The sequence below is a fragment of the Rhizobium sp. P32RR-XVIII genome (genome assembly GCF_012641395.1).
Classification (GTDB): Bacteria; Pseudomonadota; Alphaproteobacteria; order Rhizobiales; family Rhizobiaceae; genus Rhizobium.
Map to the genome: position 1 here is coordinate 15,036 of NZ_JABAIH010000015.1, position 21,328 is coordinate 36,363.

Annotated in this window: 25 protein-coding genes; 16 read left to right on the top strand and 9 right to left on the bottom strand. The window is 59.6% G+C overall.

All coding sequences use genetic code 11. The annotated features are described in order from the left end of the window. From HGP14_RS27805 to HGP14_RS27855, 11 genes are all read left to right on the top strand, one after another. Window positions 1-2,415: a VirB4 family type IV secretion/conjugal transfer ATPase gene (locus tag HGP14_RS27805; RefSeq protein WP_168833189.1), complete on the top strand. Its 2,415-nt coding sequence runs from the start codon at window positions 1-3 to the stop codon at window positions 2,413-2,415. Beyond that, window positions 2,412-3,521, top strand: a complete 1,110-nt coding sequence (locus HGP14_RS27810; RefSeq protein ID WP_168833100.1) for a lytic transglycosylase domain-containing protein — start codon at window positions 2,412-2,414, stop codon at window positions 3,519-3,521. Before HGP14_RS27805 ends, HGP14_RS27810 begins: the two co-directional genes overlap by 4 nt. Window positions 3,522-3,533: 12 nt before the next feature. Beyond that, window positions 3,534-4,235 (top strand): type IV secretion system protein, encoded by a 702-nt coding sequence (locus HGP14_RS27815; protein ID WP_168833101.1) that lies wholly within the window; start codon window positions 3,534-3,536, stop codon window positions 4,233-4,235. A gap of 1 nt (window position 4,236) precedes the next feature. Next, window positions 4,237-4,452 carry a hypothetical protein gene (locus HGP14_RS27820; RefSeq protein ID WP_168833102.1) on the top strand — a complete coding sequence of 72 codons (216 nt, stop codon included), beginning with the start codon at window positions 4,237-4,239 and terminating at the stop codon, window positions 4,450-4,452. Window positions 4,453-4,463: 11 nt separating this feature from the next. Continuing rightward, a complete protein-coding gene (locus tag HGP14_RS27825; RefSeq protein WP_168833103.1) occupies window positions 4,464-5,495 on the top strand; it encodes a type IV secretion system protein in 1,032 nt (343 codons plus the stop codon). Between the two features lie 18 nt (window positions 5,496-5,513). Beyond that, window positions 5,514-6,206, top strand: a complete 693-nt coding sequence (locus HGP14_RS27830) for a virB8 family protein (protein WP_168833104.1) — start codon at window positions 5,514-5,516, stop codon at window positions 6,204-6,206. Further along, window positions 6,203-7,012, top strand: coding sequence for a P-type conjugative transfer protein VirB9 (virB9, locus tag HGP14_RS27835; RefSeq protein ID WP_168833105.1), 810 nt, complete (start codon window positions 6,203-6,205; stop codon window positions 7,010-7,012). The genes HGP14_RS27830 and virB9 overlap by 4 nt, the downstream gene beginning before the upstream one ends. Then, the gene (gene virB10 / locus HGP14_RS27840) at window positions 7,012-8,253 is read left to right on the top strand and encodes a type IV secretion system protein VirB10 (RefSeq protein WP_168833106.1); all 1,242 of its coding nucleotides are present in this window, start codon (window positions 7,012-7,014) and stop codon (window positions 8,251-8,253) included. The genes virB9 and virB10 overlap by 1 nt, the downstream gene beginning before the upstream one ends. After that, the gene (gene virB11, locus HGP14_RS27845; RefSeq protein WP_168833107.1) at window positions 8,219-9,244 is read left to right on the top strand and encodes a P-type DNA transfer ATPase VirB11; all 1,026 of its coding nucleotides are present in this window, start codon (window positions 8,219-8,221) and stop codon (window positions 9,242-9,244) included. The genes virB10 and virB11 overlap by 35 nt, the downstream gene beginning before the upstream one ends. After that, complete coding sequence (locus HGP14_RS27850) at window positions 9,241-11,241, top strand: type IV secretory system conjugative DNA transfer family protein (RefSeq protein WP_168833108.1); 2,001 nt, start codon at window positions 9,241-9,243, stop codon at window positions 11,239-11,241. The genes virB11 and HGP14_RS27850 overlap by 4 nt, the downstream gene beginning before the upstream one ends. Window positions 11,242-11,340: 99 nt before the next feature. Next, window positions 11,341-11,493: a hypothetical protein gene (locus HGP14_RS27855; protein WP_168833109.1), complete on the top strand. Its 153-nt coding sequence runs from the start codon at window positions 11,341-11,343 to the stop codon at window positions 11,491-11,493. A 4-nt stretch (window positions 11,494-11,497) separates the two neighbouring features. On the opposite strand, the gene HGP14_RS27860 is transcribed toward HGP14_RS27855, so the two are convergent. The 3 genes from HGP14_RS27860 to HGP14_RS27870 all read right to left on the bottom strand — a co-directional run bounded on the left by HGP14_RS27860 (window position 11,498) and on the right by HGP14_RS27870 (window position 14,430). Beyond that, window positions 11,498-11,686, bottom strand: a complete 189-nt coding sequence (locus HGP14_RS27860) for a hypothetical protein (protein ID WP_168833110.1) — start codon at window positions 11,684-11,686, stop codon at window positions 11,498-11,500. A 9-nt stretch (window positions 11,687-11,695) separates the two neighbouring features. Further along, a complete protein-coding gene (locus HGP14_RS27865; protein ID WP_246704621.1) occupies window positions 11,696-13,687 on the bottom strand; it encodes a relaxase/mobilization nuclease domain-containing protein in 1,992 nt (663 codons plus the stop codon). A gap of 302 nt (window positions 13,688-13,989) precedes the next feature. After that, window positions 13,990-14,430, bottom strand: a complete 441-nt coding sequence (locus tag HGP14_RS27870; RefSeq protein ID WP_246704622.1) for a plasmid mobilization protein — start codon at window positions 14,428-14,430, stop codon at window positions 13,990-13,992. 431 nt (window positions 14,431-14,861) lie between these two features. On the opposite strand from HGP14_RS27870, the gene HGP14_RS27875 reads away from it, so the two are divergent. Then, entirely contained in the window at window positions 14,862-15,572 is a 711-nt protein-coding gene (locus tag HGP14_RS27875) for a ParA family protein (protein WP_168833112.1), read from the top strand. Next, the gene (locus HGP14_RS27880; protein WP_168833113.1) at window positions 15,569-15,976 is read left to right on the top strand and encodes a hypothetical protein; all 408 of its coding nucleotides are present in this window, start codon (window positions 15,569-15,571) and stop codon (window positions 15,974-15,976) included. The genes HGP14_RS27875 and HGP14_RS27880 overlap by 4 nt, the downstream gene beginning before the upstream one ends. A 63-nt stretch (window positions 15,977-16,039) precedes the next feature. On the opposite strand, the gene HGP14_RS27885 is transcribed toward HGP14_RS27880, so the two are convergent. Beyond that, window positions 16,040-16,204 (bottom strand): hypothetical protein, encoded by a 165-nt coding sequence (locus HGP14_RS27885; RefSeq protein ID WP_168833114.1) that lies wholly within the window; start codon window positions 16,202-16,204, stop codon window positions 16,040-16,042. 273 nt (window positions 16,205-16,477) lie between these two features. Between HGP14_RS27885 and HGP14_RS27890 the strand changes: the two genes are divergently transcribed. Further along, the gene (locus tag HGP14_RS27890) at window positions 16,478-17,674 is read left to right on the top strand and encodes a DUF1173 domain-containing protein (RefSeq protein WP_168833115.1); all 1,197 of its coding nucleotides are present in this window, start codon (window positions 16,478-16,480) and stop codon (window positions 17,672-17,674) included. Window positions 17,675-17,683: 9 nt separating this feature from the next. On the opposite strand, the gene HGP14_RS27895 is transcribed toward HGP14_RS27890, so the two are convergent. Further along, window positions 17,684-17,905: a hypothetical protein gene (locus HGP14_RS27895; protein WP_168833116.1), complete on the bottom strand. Its 222-nt coding sequence runs from the start codon at window positions 17,903-17,905 to the stop codon at window positions 17,684-17,686. A gap of 147 nt (window positions 17,906-18,052) precedes the next feature. On the opposite strand from HGP14_RS27895, the gene HGP14_RS27900 reads away from it, so the two are divergent. Together HGP14_RS27900 and HGP14_RS27905 are read left to right on the top strand one after the other, a co-directional pair. Beyond that, window positions 18,053-18,346, top strand: a complete 294-nt coding sequence (locus HGP14_RS27900; RefSeq protein ID WP_168833117.1) for a WGR domain-containing protein — start codon at window positions 18,053-18,055, stop codon at window positions 18,344-18,346. Window positions 18,347-18,402: 56 nt separating this feature from the next. Next, the gene (locus HGP14_RS27905; RefSeq protein WP_168833118.1) at window positions 18,403-18,681 is read left to right on the top strand and encodes an HU family DNA-binding protein; all 279 of its coding nucleotides are present in this window, start codon (window positions 18,403-18,405) and stop codon (window positions 18,679-18,681) included. Window positions 18,682-18,726: 45 nt separating this feature from the next. On the opposite strand, the gene HGP14_RS27910 is transcribed toward HGP14_RS27905, so the two are convergent. From HGP14_RS27910 to HGP14_RS27925, 4 genes are all read right to left on the bottom strand, one after another. Further along, window positions 18,727-19,038, bottom strand: coding sequence for a DUF736 domain-containing protein (locus HGP14_RS27910; RefSeq protein ID WP_168833119.1), 312 nt, complete (start codon window positions 19,036-19,038; stop codon window positions 18,727-18,729). Between the two features lie 465 nt (window positions 19,039-19,503). Further along, window positions 19,504-19,899, bottom strand: a complete 396-nt coding sequence (locus tag HGP14_RS27915; protein ID WP_168833120.1) for a hypothetical protein — start codon at window positions 19,897-19,899, stop codon at window positions 19,504-19,506. Further along, window positions 19,892-20,137 (bottom strand): type II toxin-antitoxin system Phd/YefM family antitoxin, encoded by a 246-nt coding sequence (locus HGP14_RS27920; protein ID WP_168833121.1) that lies wholly within the window; start codon window positions 20,135-20,137, stop codon window positions 19,892-19,894. Before HGP14_RS27920 ends, HGP14_RS27915 begins: the two co-directional genes overlap by 8 nt. An 83-nt stretch (window positions 20,138-20,220) precedes the next feature. Next, window positions 20,221-21,150, bottom strand: a complete 930-nt coding sequence (locus HGP14_RS27925) for an ArdC family protein (RefSeq protein ID WP_168833122.1) — start codon at window positions 21,148-21,150, stop codon at window positions 20,221-20,223. Between the last annotated feature and the right edge of the window lie 178 nt (window positions 21,151-21,328).

Below are 21,328 nucleotides of genomic sequence, written 5' to 3' on the forward strand. Positions count from 1 at the left end.
ATGCTGAGCGTCATCCGCGAAGAACTCGGCTTCGGAACCATCCTCCATCGCGAGCGTCCGATGGCCAAGCACATCCCTTACCTCCGTCACGTGGCTGACACCGTCATCAAGCTCGAAGGCGATGCTTTGATGAGTGTCATCAAATTGGACGGCCTGTTCTTTCAGACCGAGGATCAGGCCGAAATCAACATGCGTTCTGTGGTGCAGAATACCCTTATCCGGTCGCTCGGCTCCAGCCGCTTTTCCCTGTGGTCGACAGTCATCCGCCGGCGGGTCGATACCTCCGTCGACGGCGTGTTCGACGATCCCTTTTGCGAAGAGCTTGATCGGCGCTACACGGCTTCGCTCGCAGGCAAGCGCATGTTCGCGAACGAGCTCTATCTGACCGTCCTGCGGTCGGGCATGCGCGGGGCACTGGCGGCCGGTGACTGCGCCCGCCGTTTGTTTGGACGAGCGTCAGGTCGTGACGCGCAGGCGGATCAGTTGCGTGAAGCGGTTGGTGAGCTTGAAGAGCTTGTCGGCAACATCGTTCATGACCTGAGCAAATACGGCGCGGCGGTCCTCGGTATTTCGAGCGCGAACGATGAGCCCTATTCGGAGCCGTCGGCGTTCTTGAACGCTATTCTGACCTGCGGCATACCCCGCAAGATGCGTCTGCCGCGCATGGGCCTTGGCAATTTCCTCGGGACGTCGCGGCTCCATTTCGCACGGCGCACCATGCAGGCGCAGGGGCCGGTGAAGGAGGATGACCGCTTTGGCGCGATGCTCTCCATCAAGGAATACCCGCCGTTTACAGGTCCAGGCATGCTGGATGGCCTGCTGCAGGTGAACCACGAGTTTATTCTCACCCAGTCCTTCACCCTGGCCGACAAACCCATTGCGCAGGAACGCATCACGCGGCTCAAGCGGCAGATCGGCGCATCCGACGAGGCCGGCAGCGATGTCGAAAACGATATCGATTTCGCGCTGAATAGCCTGCTCAACCAGGAAGCCGTCTTCGGCTTCCATCACCTTTCGCTTCTCTGCCTGTCGCGTGACGTAGATGGCGTCAACAAGGCGGTCTCGGATCTAGGCGCCTGCCTCACCGACATGAACATCAACTGGCTGCGCGAGGATCTGAACCTGGAAGCGGCCTTCTGGGCTCAACTGCCGGGCAATCACGCTTACATTGCCCGGCGGGCGATGCTGTCGAGCGCCAATTTCTCCGGGCTCTCGTCGATGCACAATTTTGCGGCCGGCCAAAGGGACGGGGTGCATTGGGGAAGCCCCATCACCATCCTGGAAACAAGCAGCCAGACGCCCTATTGGTTCAACTTCCACCAGCGCGATATCGGCCATTTCCTGGTCACCGGCCCGACGGGGTCGGGCAAGACCGTCGCTCTCACCTTTCTGCTGGCACAGGCTTTCAGGGTGAGGCCATCGCCGCGCGCCGTCTTCTTCGACAAGGACCGCGGCGCCGAAATCTTCCTGCGAGCGATGAACGGCTCCTACGAGATCCTCTCGCCAGGTACTCCGACGGGCTTCAACCCCTTGCAGATCGAGAATATCGGCAAAAACCGGGAATTCCTTCTTCGCTTGCTCAAGGCAATGCTTCGCAAGGACCGCGATGGCGCGTTCGATCAGGAGGAAGAAGACACGCTCGAACGCGCGATCGTGCGCCTCATGCACGAGCCCAAGGCCGAACGAACGCTTGCGAACTTGGCCGGTCTCCTGACCGGACGTTCACGCGCCGGCCCCAACGATCTGCACGCGCGTCTTCGCCCATGGATCGACGGCGAAAAGGCTTGGCTCTTCAACGCCCGCCACGATGTCCTTTCTTTCTCCGAGAGGCGCGTCTTCGGGTTCGACATGACGAGCATCCTCGACAATGACGAAGTCCGAACGCCGGCATTGATGTACATCTATCACCGCCTCGACGAACTCTTCGACGGAACCCCGGTCATGATTTTCATGGACGAGGGTTGGCGTCTGCTGAAAGACCAGACCTTCAGCGACTTCATCGTCGACAAGATGAAGACGATCCGCAAGCTGAATGGCATTATCGGCTTCGGTACTCAGTCGGCCGCCGACATTGTCCGCTCGCCGCCGGCGCGTACACTGATTGAGCAGTCCGCGACCAACATCCACTTTCCCAATCCGCGGGCTGACGAAGAGAGCTACATCCATCGCTTCGGGCTGACGGCCAAGGAATTCAGCTTCATCCGCAACACGCCGCCGGAGAAACGATCCTTCTTGATCAAGCACGGGAATGACAGCGTCATAGCCCGGCTCGATCTCAGCGCCATGCCTGACCTGATCAAGGTTCTCTCCGGGCGGAAAGAGACCGTCGAAGAATGCGAGCGCCTTCGCAATCAACATGGTGACGACCCGGAAGCTTGGCTGGCCGAGTTCTGCGGCTGGGGGCATCAGCCATGAAACCCCTCACCGCACAAAGGTCGCCGCTTGGTACAATTCTCATTTTCACGGCAGCCGGGCTGTGTGTCATTCCAGGATTTGCGAGAGCCGACGTTCCGACAATCGATGACACCAACCTCATTCCGCGCGAGCACCGCGACAAGACAACGAGTGATCTCGAAGACACCGATCACGATCGCTATACGATCCACACCTCGGTCACCTGCTCGATGTACCGGCCCGGCCGGCGCAACGATCCGATCGGTGCAGCCGAAGCCAACCCGGAAATTTCCGGTCTGGTGCGCCGCGTCGCCCGGGAGGAGGGTGTGGATGAGGACCAGTTTCTCGCCCTCGTCTATCAGGAGAGCCGGTTCAATCCTTGCGCCAAATCAGGAGCCGGCGCAACCGGGCTCGCTCAGCTGATGTCCGGTACCGCCGCGCAACTCGGTGTCGACGAGAACAATATCGAGGAAAACCTTCGCGGCGGCGCGCGCTATTACAAGCAACAACTTCGCAATTTCGGCGGTGACGTGAACCTCGCTCTCGCGGCCTACAATTCCGGGCCGGGCAATGTCAGCAAATATGGCGGCATTCCTCCCTTCAAGGAGACACAGGGTTATGTCGCCGCAATCACGCAGGGCTGGCTCCCGGCGTTTGGTGGCTCCGACAACTCTGCAATACCCCTCAATTTTGGGGGCGGAGAAACAGCCTACACCGGCATGCGCTCCTCGACGCTGAACGCCATGGGCACCAGCGCCTCGACGTCTGCCAGCCTCGGCAACGTGGTGAGTTGGTACCAGCAGCTGGGTGCGATGCAGACTGGAACCGTCCAGGACAGCTGGGATCACAATTCGACGGCGCGCAATGCCAATCTCGAAATGATGAACAACGTCATCAAGCTGACGACCGCGATGGCTGACCTCATCAATTCGCGCAACACCGTTTCATCGGCCAACCTTTCCGGCTCCTCACAGTCGATGAGCAGCCAGGGCCGTGACGCGCCACCGCGCGACACGACCGGCTTGTGCGATCCGCGGCAAACCCTCGTGTGGAGCGATGAAGACAAGGCGTGCATCGAGAAACGCGCCGACGTGGACCAGGTGCAGCTCCTGCTGCAACCGCAATGATGGGAGAAGACAATGAGACTTGAGGTGATGACCATTTCCGGCGTGCTTTCCTTGGCATCGGCAGCCCTCGCCGACGTGCCCGTTATCGACAAGACCAACTATCAGGTCGCCAAACAGACAGCGGAGACGACGGACAAGATCCTCGACACCAACAAGAATATTCTGACGACAGTTGAGGACACGCTCAAAGCCGTGACCGGCGATCGGGGCAGCGCGGCAGCGCCTTTGAAGGATCTGGCGATCGGCAACGGCTTCAGCGTTTCGGCGGTCCCATCCTTCGACAGCATCCTGAAGGAAGGCGTGCCGAACTTCGGATCGATGAGCGGTGACATCGCCAAAGCGGCCACCGTGTTCATCAACGGCCTGCAACTGGTGAAGAGCCTCTCAGGAAAAGAAGATAGCAGTTTCTCAGGGGACAAATCCTACGAGCAATTGGTGAACACCGTGCTCGGCGTCTCCGCCATGATCAACGGCTCGCAACAGGCCGTCCAGACGCGGCGCAACGCCTTCGAGCAAGCCGGCGCGCAGATCGGTACCGCCCAGGACATCAAAGGATCGATTGATCAGAACACCCAGTTGCAGGTGCAATCCGGGCTGACCCTGAACGAGATGATCGGGGTGATGAATGGAGCCGTGACGTCGCTGCAGGCCGAAAACCAGCGCCGGCTCACGGATATTTCGAACACCAAGAAGACGCTGGCCTACGGCAATTAGCATGACATCAGCGGAAATGGTTGGGCTTGCCGTCGCGGGCCTGGTTTTGCTGTCAGGGTGCGGCACGGCGAAGGAGAAGACGGCGCCATGCAAACGGCCCGCCAACCTCATGTCATTCGCCCCCGATCCGAGAGAGGACTGTGGCGCCATGTACCGTGTCAATAACCCGGCCGCCGCCTTTGCCGCGCTCGGCATCGTCGAGCCTGACGGGCAATAAGGATTTCGGTGATGCAAGACTTTCTTGGCGATCTCGTGCAGCGCATCGAAGACTCTGGCTCAAGCTTTTCTGAGCAGGCTTACACGGTGGTCGGCAACGAGCTGATGCCGCTCCTGCGGGTCATGCTCATGGTCTACGTTGCCTGGTATGGCCTGCAGCTGGTGATAGGCACATCACGTCTTTCCGTCGGCGAAGTCGTCGGCCGGATCGTCAGGATGATGATCATTCTCGCACTGATCGGTTCCTGGGCCAACTTTAACAATCTCTTCTACCATTGGCTCAACGACACGCCGGAAGACGTCGGCCGCGCCATCCTGGCTGCCTCGGGTACGGGGATCCGCGAGCCGACGAACGGCTTGTCGCAGATCTGGAAGACGGCCAATCAGGCGGCATCGGCCTTTGCGGAGCAGTCGGGTTATTTTTCGATCCTACCCAGCATGATCGGCATCCTGATCATGGTGGGTGCCGGGGTCTTCATCGCCCTCGCCCTCGCCATCCTCATCCTAGCCAAGGTGATGCTCTGGGTGCTGATCGGCACGGCCCCGATTTTCATCGCCTGCATGCTATTTGATCGCACGCGGGGCTACGGCATGGGCTGGTTCAACCAGGTGCTCACCTACGCGCTCATCCCCCTGTTCATCTACGTCATCGCTGCGTTTCTCATTGTCGCGATGAACCCGGAACTCACCAAGATCGACGCGGCCAGTGGATCGCGGATACTGACGCTGGCAGACATCGCCGGCTTCCTGCTTCTCTGCATCGCGGGCGGATTCGTGATGCTCTACATCCAATCGATCGGCCAAGGGATTGCAGGCGGCATTGCCGTCGGCGTCGGAAACGCGGCGGCAGGGATCACTCGCCGACTCGGCATCCGTTATCCGGTCGCCGTCACCAGGAGCGGTTCACGCGTTGGCCGAGGCGCCTATCGCGCCGGTCGAGCACTTTCAAGCCGTTTCAGGGGCGGCGACGAAGGAGATGACAACGCTTCGGGCATACGCTCGGCCATGCAAACGAAAATTTCCCGCCAAGGCCTCCCGAGCTGACGACCAGGAACGAAGACGATGGCTGACATAAAAGAACTCGATCTGCATACCTATTACCAGAGCGGTGACATCTGGGAGCAGGAAATCGTCAAGAGGGCGAAGCGGTCTCGAACGCTCGCCTGGTTCGTTACGACGATATTCGGCGGTATCACGTTGCTCAGCCTGCTGGCACTCGTCACGCTCGTGCCTCTTAAAAGTTTCGAGCCCTACATTGTCGAGGTCGACAAAAACACCGGCTATCTCGAAGTGAAGAGTGGCTTGACGCGGCCCGCCAACCTCACCGAGCAACAGGCCATCACCCAGGCCAACATCGTTCGCTACATCAGATCCCGCGAGGGCTACGATCCATACGCGATCGAACAGAACTTTGGCATCGCCGCACTGCTGTCCACCGGCAACGCCGCGCGCGAACTGCAGAACCTCTACAGCGCAGCCAATGCCAAGAACCCCGCGAAGGTCTATAGGAAAGCCAAGCGGGTGATGACCGAGATCGCATCGGTGACGTTCCCCAACAGTTCGACCGGCATCGTCCGCTTCGCGACAAGCGAAGTCTCCGACGCCGGCGCGATCACGCGACATTGGATCGCGGTCGTCCGCTATCGCTATACCGACACGCCGGCAACAAACGAGTGGCGGTTCGAAAACCCGTTGGGCTTCCAAGTCTACGAATACCGCCGGGACCAGGAAACGGTCACGGAGAACAATCCGTGACACGTCATCCAATCCTCCTAGCGCTGGCGGTGCTGACGCACGCACTACCGGCCACAGCCGCCGAAACACCGTCTGCCGGACGACTGGACCCGCGCGTGACGAGCGTCGTCTACCAACCCAACAACGTCGTGCGAGTGTTCGCCACCTACGGCATCTCGACGATGATCATCTTCGATGAAGACGAGAAATTCGAGACCATCGCGGTCGGGGATACCGACAGTTGGGACGTCGTACCGACGGACAAGGGCAATATCCTGTTCGTAAAGCCGAAGGCAAAGAACGTCGCTACCAATATGAACGTCGTGACCACGAGGCGCATCTACTATCTCGAACTCAACGATTATGCCCCGGAAGACAACAAGAAGATCTTTGGAATCCGCTTCACCTATCCGGACAAGGATTTGAACGCATCGTTGAGGAGGGAAGCAGAGGCAAGGGCCGGTTACCCAAACATCTCCGGGGTCGACAAGGCAAACGTCAACATCGACTATTCCTTTTCCGGCGATCCTGGACTGAAGCCATTGATGGTTTTCGATGACGGGAAGAAGACCTTTTTCAAGTTTGGACCAAAAGTGCCAGCGATCTTCGCCGTAAATGGCGACTTCACCGAGACCCTCCGCAACTTTCGGCGCGAGGGAGAGTATATCGTCGTGGATGGCACAGGGACGCAGTATACGCTGCGCGATGGTAATCAGTGGACCTGCATATTCAACTTGAGAAAACCGGATTTCGGTCAGCCGGATCCCGCAGGGCTTGGTCCCTCCCCTGATGACCAAGCCACGATCCGCAGAAGGACCGGCAACTGATGCAGCGTTCCCCAGAGCTCGAGGCCATGCTCGCGGCCGATCAAGCCGGTGTGCGCGACAAGCGGGCTCGTCGAAAGCAAGTGCTTGGCGGGGCTGTCCTGCTGCTCGGCGGCGCTGCCCTCACCTACGTCGTGGTCCTCGCACCACAAAGACCGACACGTGATGGTATGCAGGGCGACGAGGAGTTCTCAACGACGACCTTCAGGCCTCCGTCGTTCTTGCGCGAGGAGCAGAAGCCCGGACCCAAGCCGGCGGAGAACATTATGCAGATCCCAGAACCGCCTCAGGAGAAACCAGCGCCGTCTCCGGACACGACCGAATTCACCGTGCCGCCCCCGCCGGTGATCACTCAACCGGTCCCCAAGGCCAGCCCGCAACCAGAGGCATTTCCTGAACGGTACCGGTCAAAGCAGATCGTCGTCGATAGCGCCAAAACGGGTAGCGATGCGACTTCGCTGAGTGGCAATGGCGCCTCCGACGGACCGGCAGTTACTGGCGAAGATCGCAACAGCAAATTTTTGGCGACCGCTTCAACGATTGGCGACCGATCGACCAAAGCCCGGCAGATCGACCGGATCGATGCGATGGTCCCGGAGGGGACCTTGATCCCGGGCATCCTTGAAACTGCGATCAACAGCGATCTGCCTGGCCAGATCCGCGCCATCACTTCCCAGGACGTCTATTCGTTCGACGGGCGCCGCGTCCTCATCCCGACCGGCACGCGGTTGATCGGCGAATATCAATCGGGCGTCACTCGAGGACAGAAACGGATTTTCGCGATTTGGACCCGCCTGCTGCGGGACGACGGCGTCTCCGTGCGGCTGAACAGCATCGGCACTGATAGCATGGGGCGCTCCGGCCTCACAGGCACCGTCGATAACAAGTGGCGCGAGCGGTTCGGGTCAGCCATCCTGCTCTCCATAGTCGGCGCGGGCTCCTCCTATCTGACCGGTTATGGCAGCAACCAATATAGCTCGGGCAGCGGCAACGGCGAATCCGACTCCGATCGGGCCGCCGAACTCGCTCGGGAAACGCTCGCCCAAACCTTTTCCGATATGGCCAATCAGGCGTTGGCAGAGAACCTTCGTATTTCCCCGACAATCAGCGTCCCGCAGGGCGAACGTATCTTTGTTTATGTCCGCCAGGATCTCGACTTCTCCGGGATGTATCCGGACCCGGTCGAGGAGGCACTGAAGGAGATCAAGCATGAGCGAGGCCTCGATCAAGGTCGTTCCCGGTAGCGATCCGCATTATTTCCTGCGACGCGCGCTCTCGCCGCTGGCGGAATTCCTCGCGGATCCGCGCGTCATCGAGATTTCCGTGAACCGTCCGGGCGAAGTGTTTGTCGAGCGCCTTGGCGCCTCGGCAATGGAGTTTTATGCAATCCCGGAGCTCACGAGCAAAGAGATAGAGCATATCGGCGAGCGGGTGGCTGCTGCCAGCAATCAATTCATCAGCCGTATCAATCCGATGTTAAGCGCTGCCCTGCCCACCGGCGAACGAATTCAGATTGTCTTGCCGCCAGCAGCACCCGACGGCGGCTCGATCTCCATTCGAAAGCAGGTCGTCAATGATTTCACCTTAGCCCAATACCGCGACAGCGGCGGGTTGGACAACGTGTCCGTGACTGTGAGCGGATTAAGCGAAACAGAGACAAGCCTCATAGCGCTGCTGGAGGCCGGCCGCATCCACGACTTCATCGAAACCGCAATCCACAAGCGCGTCTCGCTCCTGATCAGCGGCGGCACATCGACGGGGAAGACGACATTCTTAAACGCCTGCCTCAAAAGCATCGATGAAGACGAGCGCATTCTGACACTCGAGGACACGCGCGAGCTGTTTCCATCCCATCGCAATAGCGTCCATTTGCTTGCCTCGCGCGGAGACCAGGGAACGGCGCATGTGACGATCCAATCGCTGCTCGAGGCATCACTGCGCATGCGGCCTGACCGGCTGTTCGTCGGCGAGATCCGCGGCGCCGAGGCGTTCGCCTTCCTGCGTGCCATTAACACGGGTCATCCAGGCAGCATGTCGACCGTGCATGCCGATACACCAATGGGCGCCTATGAGCAGCTCGCCATGATGATCATGCAAGCCGGCATGTCATCAGGCTATTCCAAGCAGGACCTGATGTCCTACATCCGCATGGTCATCCCGATCGTCATCCAGCTGCGCCGCGACGGCGGCCGGCGCGGCGTGTCCGAAATCTATTATGCTCGGCAATCCGCATGAACCGATCTTACCTCGCCTTCTATCTGCTTTTCTGCGCTCTGATCGCGGTCGCGGTCTGGATGCTGAGTTACAGCCTCATTCTCCAGATCGTATGGAAAGACGGTCGGATCCTTCGGTTGATGACCACGATCGACCCGGCAGCTCCCCTTCGCCAGTTCGCTGCCTATTTCAACAATCGATCGCTGCAACTCGTAGGGTTGGCCGCAGCACTTCCTGCGCTGGCAGCAGGCACAGCGGCGGCCGCTTTCGGGCTCCGTCGGCCGGCCAGCCCACTCGGCGACGCAGCGTTCCAGGATGTTGCGTCGCTGCGGCGCGCCGGGTGGTTTCGCAAGGAGGGGCATATCTTCGGGCGCGCTGGCCGGACGCTTCTTCGACGTAACGATGACCGCCATCACCTGATCATCGGCCCGACACGATCCGGGAAAGGCGTCGGCTACGTCATCCCGAACGCGCTGATGTTTAAGGGATCGATGATCGTCATGGATCTGAAAGGCGAAATTTTTGAACTGACGGCCGGCTACAGAAGGGCAAGCGGCAATCAGGTCTTCCTATTTTCGCCCGGAGCATCGAAAACGCACCGATGGAATCCGCTCGATTTTGTGAGGACGGATCGCGGCAGCCGCACGATCGACATCCAGAATATGGCGGCAATCCTCATTCCTGAGACTGTTGGATCGGAGAACGCCGTCTGGCAAGGCACAGCGCAGCAAGTGATCGCCGGTGTCATCAGCTACATCTTGGAAAGCACCCACTATAAAAACCGGCGCAATTTCGGCGAGGTAAATGCGATCTTCAATTCCGGTGTCGATCTTCAAGCATTGATGAAACTGATCAAGGAAAACGAGCCGGATCTGTCTCGGTTCACGACGGACAGCTTCAATGCCTATATCGCTCTCAACGAACGGGCCGCGCGCTCTGCACTGCTCGACATCCAGAAGGCGCTTGCACCTTTCAGAAACGAACGTGTCGTCGCGGCGACCTGCGTAACGGACATGGATCTTGCGTCACTGCGGCGCCGGCCCATAACAATCTACCTTGCGCCGAACATCACTGACATGACGATCTTGCGGCCGCTGCTTACCTTGTTCGTGCAGCAGGTGATGGATCTTCTGACGCGTGAGCACAATCCGAAGGCCGTCCCCGTTTATTTCCTTCTCGACGAATTCCGGCAATTGAAGAAGATGGACGAGGTGCTGAACAAGCTGCCCTATGTGGCGGGCTACAATATCAAGCTGGCTTTCATCATCCAGGACCTCAAGAATATCGATGAAATCTACGGTGAGACAGCGCGGCACTCGCTTCTCGGCAATTGCGGGCTGCAGCTCATCCTCGGCGCGAACGACCAGGCCACGGCGGACTACGCCTCGCGCGCCCTGGGCAAGCGGACGATCCGATATCAATCGGAGTCCCGTACGCTTGAGCTTCTCGGATTGCCGCGGCGCACCAAGATAGAACAGATCCGTGAGCGCGACCTGATGATGCCGCAGGAGGTCCGACAGATGCCGGAGGATAAGATGGTCCTTTTGGTTGAAGGTCAGAGACCGGTGTTTGGAGACAAACTTCGCTACTATGCCACCGAGCCGTTCAGGTCCGCGGTACTAGACAAGAATGAAAACGCTGTCTCGCTTCCCGAAGTGGAAATGCCCTTGAATCTGCCTGTGGCCGCAACTTTACCGGACTACGGATCGCCGGCGCTCCAGTTAGAATCCGGTCCATCAGGGTCGGATCCACGTGAGCTCATCCAGGGGGCTGAGGCGGCAAACACTCATCCTCACGCGTCGGAGAGACAGCTTGAGCCGCGCAGACAGGCGCGCAGCAGCGTGGCTTCCGGACTTTCGAAGTCCGACGAACGATTGCTCGCAACCGCGCGGCGGCTCAATTCTGTCATCTCCGACTCATTGGCGACCACTCCGGATATGTCAGTGAAACAAAGGAAAAGCATCCAAGACGTTCTCGCCAAAACCGTGCCCGATCCGTCTGAGCTTGGGCTCGAGTAGGCTAGCACTTCTAGAAAGCATTAAGACCTTTTCGGCACACCATCGGCCGTTGGCTGATACCGGCCGGAGAAAATCAGGCTGAGCTTCGGGGCGGGACAAGTGAAACGCATGGAGAAGGGCACCTCGCCGCTCTATCTCGATAAGCCGAGGATATGGACCGAGATCATCTCCGCTCAGCGCGCAACCCGGCCATTTGCACCATCCCGCATCCGGCTGCCTTCCGGGGCGCCCTATTCACGGGAGCCGGTGTGATGGGCTACCAGAACCCCCAGAAAGCGATCGCTGCATCCCACCAACCCTGCATGGCATGCCAAGCAATTGTCAGTCCCCGGTCTACCAGAGCTACGATCATAATGCAGGCGAATACCCAGCTAGCTATGCTCCAATAGCCGGCGTCTGCTTTCGGATCAGGATCGGGAATGAACATCCATCGATCGTCGCGCATCATTGCTTCCTATCGGTCGTAATCGTCACGATTTCGCTCAGCCTCGCGTTCAAGCTCATCCAGTCTCGAAATATGCTGGTTCGCTGGATCTGTGCGTCTGGTATCACCGGTTCGATGATCGCCGGTACGGGCTTTGTCGATCTCGTCGGACGGAATTAGATGTCTTCCGACACTTTCGGCGGAGCCGCCCGCAACGTCACGCTCGTCCGGGCCATCGGCTTTTTGCCGGCTTCGATCCAGAGAGCGCTCGGCAGCCTCGAGTGCGACCCGCAACGCCTCGTCTACCTCGCTGACCTCTCGGATATAAGAATTACCCGCGGCCCCCAGCTCGGCTGCCCTGGCAAGCTCGAAATTCAGGCTCGCCTGCAACGACGCTTTATCAGGCCGAACTTCGTCATCGTCGGCTAACTCGATCCGCTCGCGATAATATTGGACTTCAATCATGATGTCGTTTCCGGCCTCGACTGCCTCCAGACCATGACGTGCGACAGCCTTGTCCCATTGGCGGTTGGCATCGTCGGGCTGTCGAGCACTGGTATCCTCCGGCGTGCGACCGCCCGCCTGCGCGGTCTGCTCCATGATTTCGCGGCGAACATCGACGTGCTCCCTTGCGGCCGCGGCAATCTCCTCGAAATTGACCCGCTGGTTTTCCGGCATAACACGCTCCGCCTGAAACAGAGCGGTTTCCACACGCTTCTCATATGCCTCGAACTCCGATCGCGTCATCGCACTCATGGTATCGACCTCCGCAAGCTGAGATAGTCTAACCAATTCAGTTCGGAATGGCGAGGCTGAATCACTGGAGAGGTCAGACACATGTATTTGCGGATTCAGACGCTTAAATGCTGTTTTCAAACGAGAAATCTGCTTATCTGCAAAAGCCTCGACTTCGACGTTGCCCGCGCTGCGTGCGAGTTCAGACCACTGCTGATGAACTTTTTCGGTATAGAAAAAGCTCCTGTCTGTTCTTGCCGCGGTTGGAGCCTCATGGCGCTTTCGAACATAACGTTGCTCGGAAAAGGTTGAAGTCCCCTCATGCTCTGTTCGCCCATCGCGACTGACCGGCCGCACCTGGGTTCGACTGAACGCCGGGGCGCTTGCCTGCTCGCGACGATCCGTCATCTCCATCCGGATGCCATGCGCGCGAGCCTGCTCTGCAAGACCCTCGCGCCAACGTCGAAACGATGCAATCGAGGTTTCGACCCGCTCGCCATCCTCGGACCGCATGGCGATGATCGCATGCACGTGCACGTGCGGCCGCTTGCCACCGTCCTGTTCGGCCTTCGGATCCCGCGTCGGATCATGCAGTGAAAAGACATACCGGTGGTGGGCAAATTCTGTAGCCAAAAATTCGCGAGCCGCCGCCTGGAATGCCTGGACATCGGTGCCCGCCCTTGCTGACATGACGAGATGCATGACATCCCGGGGCTTTCGGCTATGGAGTTCGCCACGCCACTCCAACTGCACGAGGTCGCCGGCCCGTTTGGCATCCGCGAGCATTTCGCCACGGTTATTCTCGACGGAGCCGTCAAACTTTTCCACCATCTTGCGCAGACGGGCGGTGCCATATTCAACGCCATTACCATAGCCGGTAAAGCTGAACTCTGCCTTCCCGAGACTTGCCCCCTGCCCCACCATGCGGGCCTTAACGATCCCTTCTGCCTTGACATCGGCTGTCAGTCGTTCTCCGTTGCGAGCCCGCAGGACAACAACACCCTCTATGCGATGATTGTCCTCACGCTGTTCGACTGCAAAGGCAAAGGAACGTTCGCCGACGGCGGATTTCACGACGTCCCGTGCCCATGCGTGCAGCGCTTGCCCCTCGCGGGGACCGCCGGCGATATCGATGCGGAAGGTGCCGATGTCGCGGCTTTCTGCCCGGTTGCCCATCAGATGGGACCAGTCGTCGGAAAGTGCCGCAATCGCCTTCCGGCCCCTGAGCTCTACCCCAGCCTGGTTTTCCATCGCGACCTCTCCGTTGCGGGAGATGTAGCCGGCCATTGCACCCAGCCGGCCGCCACCGCCAAATGACGTCATCTTGACGACAGCAGGCTGGCTTCCGGTCGCAAGCCCTGCAAAGCGCGCTGCCATTGGCCGGTGCGCCGGCGCATGCCGTGCAATGCTGACATGACTGCTTCTCTTCCATCCTATCGGATGGCGGCCCAAGCTGCTGCTTGCACCAGCACTGCGCCGGCGGCGGGCCTCTTCGTCATCATCAACGGTCTTGCCGACCAGCCTTTCATGCAAAAAGGCGGCTCTGCGCTGCTCCCATTCTTTGGTGAAAGCCCCAAAAAAGATCTCCATCAGGGGCGCCCTTCGACTCTGCGGCCGCTCCGAGCGGCGAGCCGACGAAGCTCCAGCGCGAGAGCCGCGACAACTGGCTGGAAATCCTGAAGCACATTCGAGATCTCGATCGGGACAGTGCGCTGGTGCGCGAGCCTGGTAAGACTGTTCAGGTTCACACCGATTGCCCTGATGTCGCGATGAAGAAGATCGAATACTGCCCGATCCTCCTCCGTTAGGAATGGCAGGACGCCGGCACCATCGAGCGTCAGCGATCGGATAAAGGCGGACAGCGTCATCCCAGCCCGCTCCGCCGCTTCTTCGACCGCCACCAACTCGGACGCAGCGAAGCGAGCGTGCACGACACGCTCTTTTCGCTCCTTGAGGCGCCCCGCCGTCGGTGCCGTCTTTGCGCTTCTAGCCACGACATTCGCCTCGTCGTCTGCCGCCGCAGGCGCCATCGACGGCTCGTCCGTCGATCGTCAGCAATTTGTATCACAAAATTGCGTATCCTGCCAAACCAATATAGACTATTTTAGTTCAACAACACAAGCCGCCCAAAGCCCCTTTCCGTCGAACTTCGATATCGATCCCATCCACTCGATGAAGAGCCACGACCACATTACACGTCACGCCCATATCGAAATTCGGTAGCGCTACTTCGTGTCGACGCACACTAAAATCATATAGATATAGACTTTTCGATACGGTGTGGATGATCTTCCCCACGGTAGCGCGAGGCAGTAAACCCGCTTGCCATCTCGTCGTCATGTGGAAAAGCATCCAGACGAACCGACGCATAGATTCTGCTGGACGAGCATAGAAAGCAAACTATTATAGTTCCATTCTCGGTCGACCGGCCGGGCGACGTTCTTCTCGCAGGGAGTTTGCGATGTCCCGAACCTATGCGGTGGTCAGCAACAAGGGCGGCGCTGGAAAGACGACGTTGGCGACACTGCTCGCCGGCGAATATGCACTTGGCGGGCAACGCGTCCTCATGATCGACGCCGATAGCAGGCAGAACCTCGCGGGCTGGTGGAAGCTATGCCACAGAAAAGGCAACGTACCGGAAAAGATCGAGGTAACGATCGCCGCGACCCAACGGGCGATCGAGGATGTCTTGAAGAAGTTCGACGACGCTTTCGATATGATGGTAATCGATGCTCCTGGCGTCGACAGCGTCCTTCAGACAACCATCATACGATCGTCGGACCTGGTGCTGTCGCCGGTCCAACCAGGGATCAAGGAGATCGAGGCAGCAGGACAGACGATTGCTGAGGTCAACGAGATCAATGATCAGCTGGGTCTTTCGATCCTGCATATGAATGTTCGTACCCGCATCACATTGCCGGGCCGGAACCTGGAGGCCTATCGCTACATCCGGCCGTTCGTCGCGGGATTGCTGGATGCAAACTATCAGACAATGTTGCTCGACACCGAGCTCTATGAACGCAACATCTATCGCGAGATCCAGAACGGACTTGGAACGCTGCAGATGCAGGAACTGACGGATTCCGTCCGCAAGGCGCGCATCGAGGTGAAAGCGCTGGTCGACGAAATCGAGGTTCGGCGGCTGTCGGGCGCGGCTGAGGTCGCGGCATGAGCAAGGCGACAATCGACTTCCAGCAGTTTTCGCTGGCTCCACGCCGAAAGCCGGCGACGCTGGAACCCAGTGAGGCGCTGCTCGAAGTGGCCGCCGGTGCAGAAGCCGAAGCTGCGGACGATATTCGCTCAGAGCCTGCCGAGCGCGACACGGTCCTGCCTCGGCTTCCTGAAGATGAGCGGCGACGCCGGACGGCTAAGCGTGCGGCAGAGCAGCAGGATACGCGCAGACGCTTGAAGAGCCTGAAGCGCGCAAAGGATCGTGCCATCAAGTTCTATGTCAACGTACCGCTCGAGCAGGAGATGAAGGAGCGGCTGATGCGCGCTGCCCACGAGAACGATGTCAAGATGACGGTCATCATGCAGGCGGCAATCGATACCTATCTGGAAGACAATGGATATTGAGCGAAAGCATCGAAGCGTGTCGGTCGATCCGGCGCGCTTCGATCGATATGCGGCGAAGGCGCCTCAGAACGGCGGCTCCGCCTCGATGCGGCCGTCGAGTTCGGCCCAGATGACTTCGCGCTCGGCAAGCGCGAGATCGAGTTCGGTTTCGAGCGCCCGGCGCTCCCAGATGGTCTCGGCGTTGCGGGCCTCGATGCGTAGTTCTTCGATGTGCTGGTCGATGGTCATCGTCGTCTCCTTGACGGATGTGAAAGACGACGCGGCACGCGGGGCGGTGGAAGGCAGGTCAAGGCTCGCGGGACGCGACCGGCGGAGCCGGCGTGCGGAGGAACCGATTTTGTCGCAGCGCAGTGAAACGGAGCGGAGAGAAAATTGGAGGGGCCGCGCGGCCTTGAGCTGGCTTTTTTCGCCCGGCACAATTGGCCGATCTGAGCAGACAGGTTTCCCTCTCTTGTGGCACCCATCCTTGCGCGCCGCGCGCGCCTCAAGCGTCACTCCTTCATGAGGCGATTTCGGTTTGAGAGCGTCGCGTGCGACGAGGGCCACAACGAGTTTCCGCATCTGCTGGCACGCGCTCATCGTGGCAAGATCCGACCGCTGTGCCTTTGCCGGGATCCGGGCGTTCCAATGTACATTGCTGATATCGGTGACCAGTTGCTGATCAAGCGGATGCCGCTCTCTGGCGGTGGTCACGATCCGGCCTGTCCCTCCTACGATCCCCCCTATGAACTTTCCGGACTTGGCCCGCTGATGGGATCGGCGATCAAGCTTGACCCGTCGTCGGGCGTTGCTTGCCTGAAGCTCGATTTTTCGCTGTCGAAGCGCGCAGCGACCAATCAGGTTGGCTCTGGGGGCGAAGGGAACGACAGTGTCAAGGTGGAGAGCAAGAAACTGTCATTGCGGGCCCTCCTGCATTTCCTGTGGCACGAAAGCGGCTTGACGGAATGGACGTCGCACTGGACCGGCAAACGTCACTGGTGGCAGGTCTACCATCATCTGCTGGAGGCGGCCGGCAACATGGCGGTTAGAGGAACGCCGCTGTCGGATCGCCTATTGCTGCCTGAACCGTTCAGAGCCCACGACAAGACGGCGATCGGGCAGCGGCGGGCTCACAAATTGGCCAGACTTTTCCTGACATCGGCTGGCCCGAAGCAGTTGATGGTCCTGGTGGGAGAGATCAAGGAATTCGCGGAAGCGAGGGGCGGCCGTCAGGTTGTGATCAAACACATGCCAGGTTTTCGCCTGTATCTGGAGGAGATAGCCTGGACGAGCGTCCAGCGCCGGTTCGAGCCGGAGCTTGCTCTTTGGCATAGCAGCGAGGCGTCGCATCTGATGATGATCGCCACAATCGGCGGGGATCCGGCCGGGATCATCGCGGTCAATGAGATCGCGCTGATGGCCGTGACCGAGCAGTGGTTGCCGATCGAAGACGCTTATGAGCAAAGGCTCGTCGAACGGCTGGCGCGACTGAAATCGAAATACGTAAAAGGCCTTCGTTTCAATCTTAGGCGCGACCATCCGCTGGCAAACGCCACCCTGTCCGACGTGAAACCACAACCCCTGGCGCTCTATATCGTGCCGCCTTCGGCGGACGAGGCATTCGAGGCTTGTCTGAGAGAGATGATCGAGGCACGACCCGATCTGTCGGCATGGATATGGCGTGTTGCCGACGGCGAAATGCCGCCCTTGCCGATCTGACAACTGAGACTATTGTTCTGGTGCGCCCTCGAGCAAACCGTCATAGACTTCCATGAGAGCATTGGTGATTGCCTGGCCGAGTGCATTGCCTGCCGCCCGCACATCGTCTTCGGAGCCGTCCCGTGCCGCGCTTGCCAATTCGAAGCCCTGCTCGCTGACAATCATTTTGGCAACCTCGATCGCCCATAACCCGAAGTCGCGTCGATTGTCGATCTTGATCGAGTCTTCCATGCTCGTCTGCCCGTTCGTGCGTGCTGCGGCCGCTTCTACATCTCATCCACAGTAAGGCCACCATTCATCACCATCGTGAATCGGACTTCGCTCATCGATTCAAAACTCTGGTTGGACGTAATCGAGGCCCGCAGCCATCCTGCGGTCATGACCCTCTATCTTTTTCAGCTTTACTGCCAGCGCGTCGACGAGACGAAAAACATTGCCCGCTATTACGCGCTTTCCATTCAGCCGACTCTTTTTGGAGAGGCTGCCGTTGTCCGATGCTGGGGCCGGATCGGGAGAGCAGGCGGAGAAAAGACCGAAATGTTTGACAGCGAGCGCGACGCGATGGTCCATTTCCTCGATCTTGCCCGAAAAAAACAGGCCAAGGGCTACAAACCCGTTGGTAATTGTGGAAATCCGGTTCACGACCCGGTTTTTGCGGCAGCGCGTCGATGACAGCGGCAAGTCGGAATGGCAGGGATTCCGGATCAATCATGACGCGGAGATGAAAAGTGACCACGACCAACGAAATCGCAGACAAGATCGCAACGGAACACAGCCTGACCAAGGCGCAGGGCAAGGCGATCGTCGAGGCCGTAATCGCCTTGATTACCGAGGCGGCCGTTGCCGGAAACGAAACGTCCCTGCCCGGCTTTGGCAAGTTCAAGGTCAAGCAGACGCCGGAGCGCGAGGCGCGCAATCCGTCGACCGGCGCCACCGTCAAGGTTGCGGCTGCGAAGAAGCTGAGCTTCCAGCCGGCCAAGGCGCTAAAGGATGCGCTGAACAAGTGACACGGAAAAACCCCGCTCCGTCGAGCGGGGTTTTTCTTCTTCGGCTCAGCGGCGCGTGTTGCGCGACCAGATGAGCTGGAGGCCTTCCTGGCCCTGGACCTCGGTCAGCGTTGCGTAGATCGGAGCGGGGAAGCTCGGGTCGTCGAGCTTGACGGAGATGTAGTCGCGCTCGCTGTCGCGGGCTTGCTTCTGCCAGCCGGCGCCGAATTCCACGTTGCCGGCGAGAACCCGGTAGTCGGGAGCCTCTTCCGAGGAGCGCTCGACGCGGACGATCTTGGCTTTGACGTTGAGGTTGAGCGTCTTGATGGTGCCGGAGAAGCCGTTTTCGGATGCGGTGAAAGAGCCGATTGTTGCCATTGTCGTGTTCCTTTTCAGTTGCTCGGGCCGCGCCCATCGCGGCCTCGATGGCTGTCGATGAGACCGGGAACGATCGGAACGCACCCCTTGGGGCCATAACGAAGTGGAGGACGGCCATGGGCCGAGGCTTTCTTGTCCCGCGAGGAATGGCCGCGTCGCGGACAGGGGAAGAAAACGAGCCGGCCGTTGCGGGATGACGATCGAGCCGAGTGCGCGAGGCGATTTCCGGTCAGACATGCCCCATCGAGACCGCGGGGCGAGCCGTTGCGGGGAAGGACACGCCATGGTGCCGTCCGGCATGCCGCCGCCAAATTGGGTTCGCATCGACTGACGCAACCGACGCGCAGATGCGGTGCCTGGGGCACCGAGCGGTCCGAGCGGAGGGAGCGATCGTCGTTTCGTGCCGCAGTCTGCCGGACTCGGCTATTGCCGGTGAGCCGAAACGCGTGCGGGCGCGCTCTGCGCTCAGGAGCGCGAAACAGCAGCGAGCCTGCGGTTTGCCGCCGCGTCCTTGACGGTGCGGGCGATCTTCTTCAGGAGCGCCGGGCTGAAACTGCCAAGCGGCGCAGTCGACTCAAAGTCGAAAGCCTTGTCGAGTTCGACGCGGTTGTACTCATCGAGAACGATCCAGCAGGGAAAATCGAGACCGGCGCGGCGGCATTCCATTTGGCTGATCGGCAGAAACAGGCGCTCTTCATTGGGCATCTGTGAGGTGATCGGAAACAGGAAAACCACGCCTGGAATGACAGCGGTGCGCACGACGACACACACGGGACGCGCCTTGCGGCCAGTTTCTTCGCCGGCCTGCGCCTCGCGCTTCCAGAGATAATGGAAACGGACGACCTGGCCCGCCTCAAACACTGCCGTCCTCAAGCAACTGGTCGAGGCCGGTCATCAACTCGTCGTGTACGGTATCGGGCGCATCGTCCAGGCTGTAGGCGGTCGTATGCGATCGGCCAATCAGCTTGCGGTACTGGTCGGCCGTCAGGATGACCAGTTTCTCCTTGCCGCGCTTGGTGAGCGCAACCGGTTCAATCAGTGCAGTCTCGAGGATTTCGCCCGAGGCTCTATTCATGTCTGAGAAGGAAAACTGCTTCATCGCCACCTCCAGTGAAGTACCTAAAATACGTATTTTATGCGGTTTATGCAAGTCGGGCGCTGTACGCTCGACTTGCGCCCGAATTATGCCGCCACCTTTTCGCCGTCCGGCTGGAGCGCGTGAAGATAAGCCACGGAACGCTGAGCTTGAGCTGCGGCCTGGACGATGAAGCGTCTGTCGTTCTTTAGCACTGTCAGCCATGAGGCAATATAGCTCGCGTGGTCCGGTCGCGGTTCCAGCTCAGGAGCAATGCCAAGGTCGGCAGCAAGAAATACCGCCCCGAGCTCCGCGATCAGTTCCTCGCGCGCCCGTTCGGACCGATCTTTGGCATAGCGGGAAAGATCTCGGTTAAGGCGATGGCTGGCTCCTGCCCAATGGATGTGTTCGTGGGCAAGGGTGGCGTAGTAGCTTCCCACGTCGCGGAAGGTCTCGATGGGCGGCATTTGGATCATGTCCAGTCCGGGAGCGTAAAAAGCCTTGTTGCCGCCATGCCGGACGGTGGCACCTGTACCACTGAAAAAGGCGTCCGCCGCCGGGATCCCGTCCATAGGCTGAACAGGTGCGCCGGTGGCCGATGTCGAATAGATCTCCGGCAGGCCATCGATCTGTGCGACGTTAAAGACGGTGTATGCCTTGAGAAAGGGAATCTCATGCTCGACTTCTTCACCCCTGCCATCGGTTTCGGTCTTGCGGATACGATTGGCATAAACGACCATCGAGCCGCTCTCCCCTTTGCGGACATGCCCGCCGAGTTCGACGGCCTGGCGGAAGGTCATCCAGATTTGCGACGAAAATCCCCGCGCCAGGCCTTCGGACCAGAGAAGCAGCACGTTGATCCCTGAATACGGTTCGCCGTTGAAGCGCAGCGGCCGCGAAACGCGGCCGCCCAGATGTTTCGCGCTCCAGGGCTGCACCCATGGGCGCACCCCTTTATCGAGCTGTTCGACGATCACGTCGGTGATGCGCGTATGGACGTCGGTGCGCGGTTCGGTCTTGGTGGTCGCTTTTCTCATCTTCGTTGATTCCTTTCATCCGGCGAGCCGCGCCATCGCGGGTCGTTACGGCGGTCGAACAGCGCGGCCGGAGGCGGCGCACCCGCCGGTGCCCTGTTCGGGAATGGCCAGGATCTGAGAGCGGGCCGAAACGGCAGTGGAGGACGGCTTGCCGTTGCGCGTAGCCTTCTCCGGGCGA

Bases quoted from the DNA above. Each gene is read 5' to 3' on its own strand.
- HGP14_RS27805 (WP_168833189.1), top strand. From the start codon at position 1: ATGCTGAGCGTCATCCGCGAAGAACTCGGCTTCGGAACCATCCTCCAT.
- HGP14_RS27810 (WP_168833100.1), top strand. From the start codon at position 2,412: ATGAAACCCCTCACCGCACAAAGGTCGCCGCTTGGTACAATTCTCATT.
- HGP14_RS27815 (WP_168833101.1), top strand. From the start codon at position 3,534: ATGAGACTTGAGGTGATGACCATTTCCGGCGTGCTTTCCTTGGCATCG.
- HGP14_RS27820 (WP_168833102.1), top strand. From the start codon at position 4,237: ATGACATCAGCGGAAATGGTTGGGCTTGCCGTCGCGGGCCTGGTTTTG.
- HGP14_RS27825 (WP_168833103.1), top strand. From the start codon at position 4,464: ATGCAAGACTTTCTTGGCGATCTCGTGCAGCGCATCGAAGACTCTGGC.
- HGP14_RS27830 (WP_168833104.1), top strand. From the start codon at position 5,514: ATGGCTGACATAAAAGAACTCGATCTGCATACCTATTACCAGAGCGGT.
- virB10 (WP_168833106.1), top strand. From the start codon at position 7,012: ATGCAGCGTTCCCCAGAGCTCGAGGCCATGCTCGCGGCCGATCAAGCC.
- virB11 (WP_168833107.1), top strand. From the start codon at position 8,219: ATGAGCGAGGCCTCGATCAAGGTCGTTCCCGGTAGCGATCCGCATTAT.
- HGP14_RS27850 (WP_168833108.1), top strand. From the start codon at position 9,241: ATGAACCGATCTTACCTCGCCTTCTATCTGCTTTTCTGCGCTCTGATC.
- HGP14_RS27860 (WP_168833110.1), bottom strand. From the start codon at position 11,686: ATGCGCGACGATCGATGGATGTTCATTCCCGATCCTGATCCGAAAGCA.
- HGP14_RS27865 (WP_246704621.1), bottom strand. From the start codon at position 13,687: ATGGCCGGCTACATCTCCCGCAACGGAGAGGTCGCGATGGAAAACCAG.
- HGP14_RS27870 (WP_246704622.1), bottom strand. From the start codon at position 14,430: ATGGCGCCTGCGGCGGCAGACGACGAGGCGAATGTCGTGGCTAGAAGC.
- HGP14_RS27875 (WP_168833112.1), top strand. From the start codon at position 14,862: ATGTCCCGAACCTATGCGGTGGTCAGCAACAAGGGCGGCGCTGGAAAG.
- HGP14_RS27880 (WP_168833113.1), top strand. From the start codon at position 15,569: ATGAGCAAGGCGACAATCGACTTCCAGCAGTTTTCGCTGGCTCCACGC.
- HGP14_RS27885 (WP_168833114.1), bottom strand. From the start codon at position 16,204: ATGACCATCGACCAGCACATCGAAGAACTACGCATCGAGGCCCGCAAC.
- HGP14_RS27890 (WP_168833115.1), top strand. From the start codon at position 16,478: ATGAGGCGATTTCGGTTTGAGAGCGTCGCGTGCGACGAGGGCCACAAC.
- HGP14_RS27895 (WP_168833116.1), bottom strand. From the start codon at position 17,905: ATGGAAGACTCGATCAAGATCGACAATCGACGCGACTTCGGGTTATGG.
- HGP14_RS27900 (WP_168833117.1), top strand. From the start codon at position 18,053: ATGACCCTCTATCTTTTTCAGCTTTACTGCCAGCGCGTCGACGAGACG.
- HGP14_RS27910 (WP_168833119.1), bottom strand. From the start codon at position 19,038: ATGGCAACAATCGGCTCTTTCACCGCATCCGAAAACGGCTTCTCCGGC.
- HGP14_RS27920 (WP_168833121.1), bottom strand. From the start codon at position 20,137: ATGAAGCAGTTTTCCTTCTCAGACATGAATAGAGCCTCGGGCGAAATC.
- HGP14_RS27925 (WP_168833122.1), bottom strand. From the start codon at position 21,150: ATGAGAAAAGCGACCACCAAGACCGAACCGCGCACCGACGTCCATACG.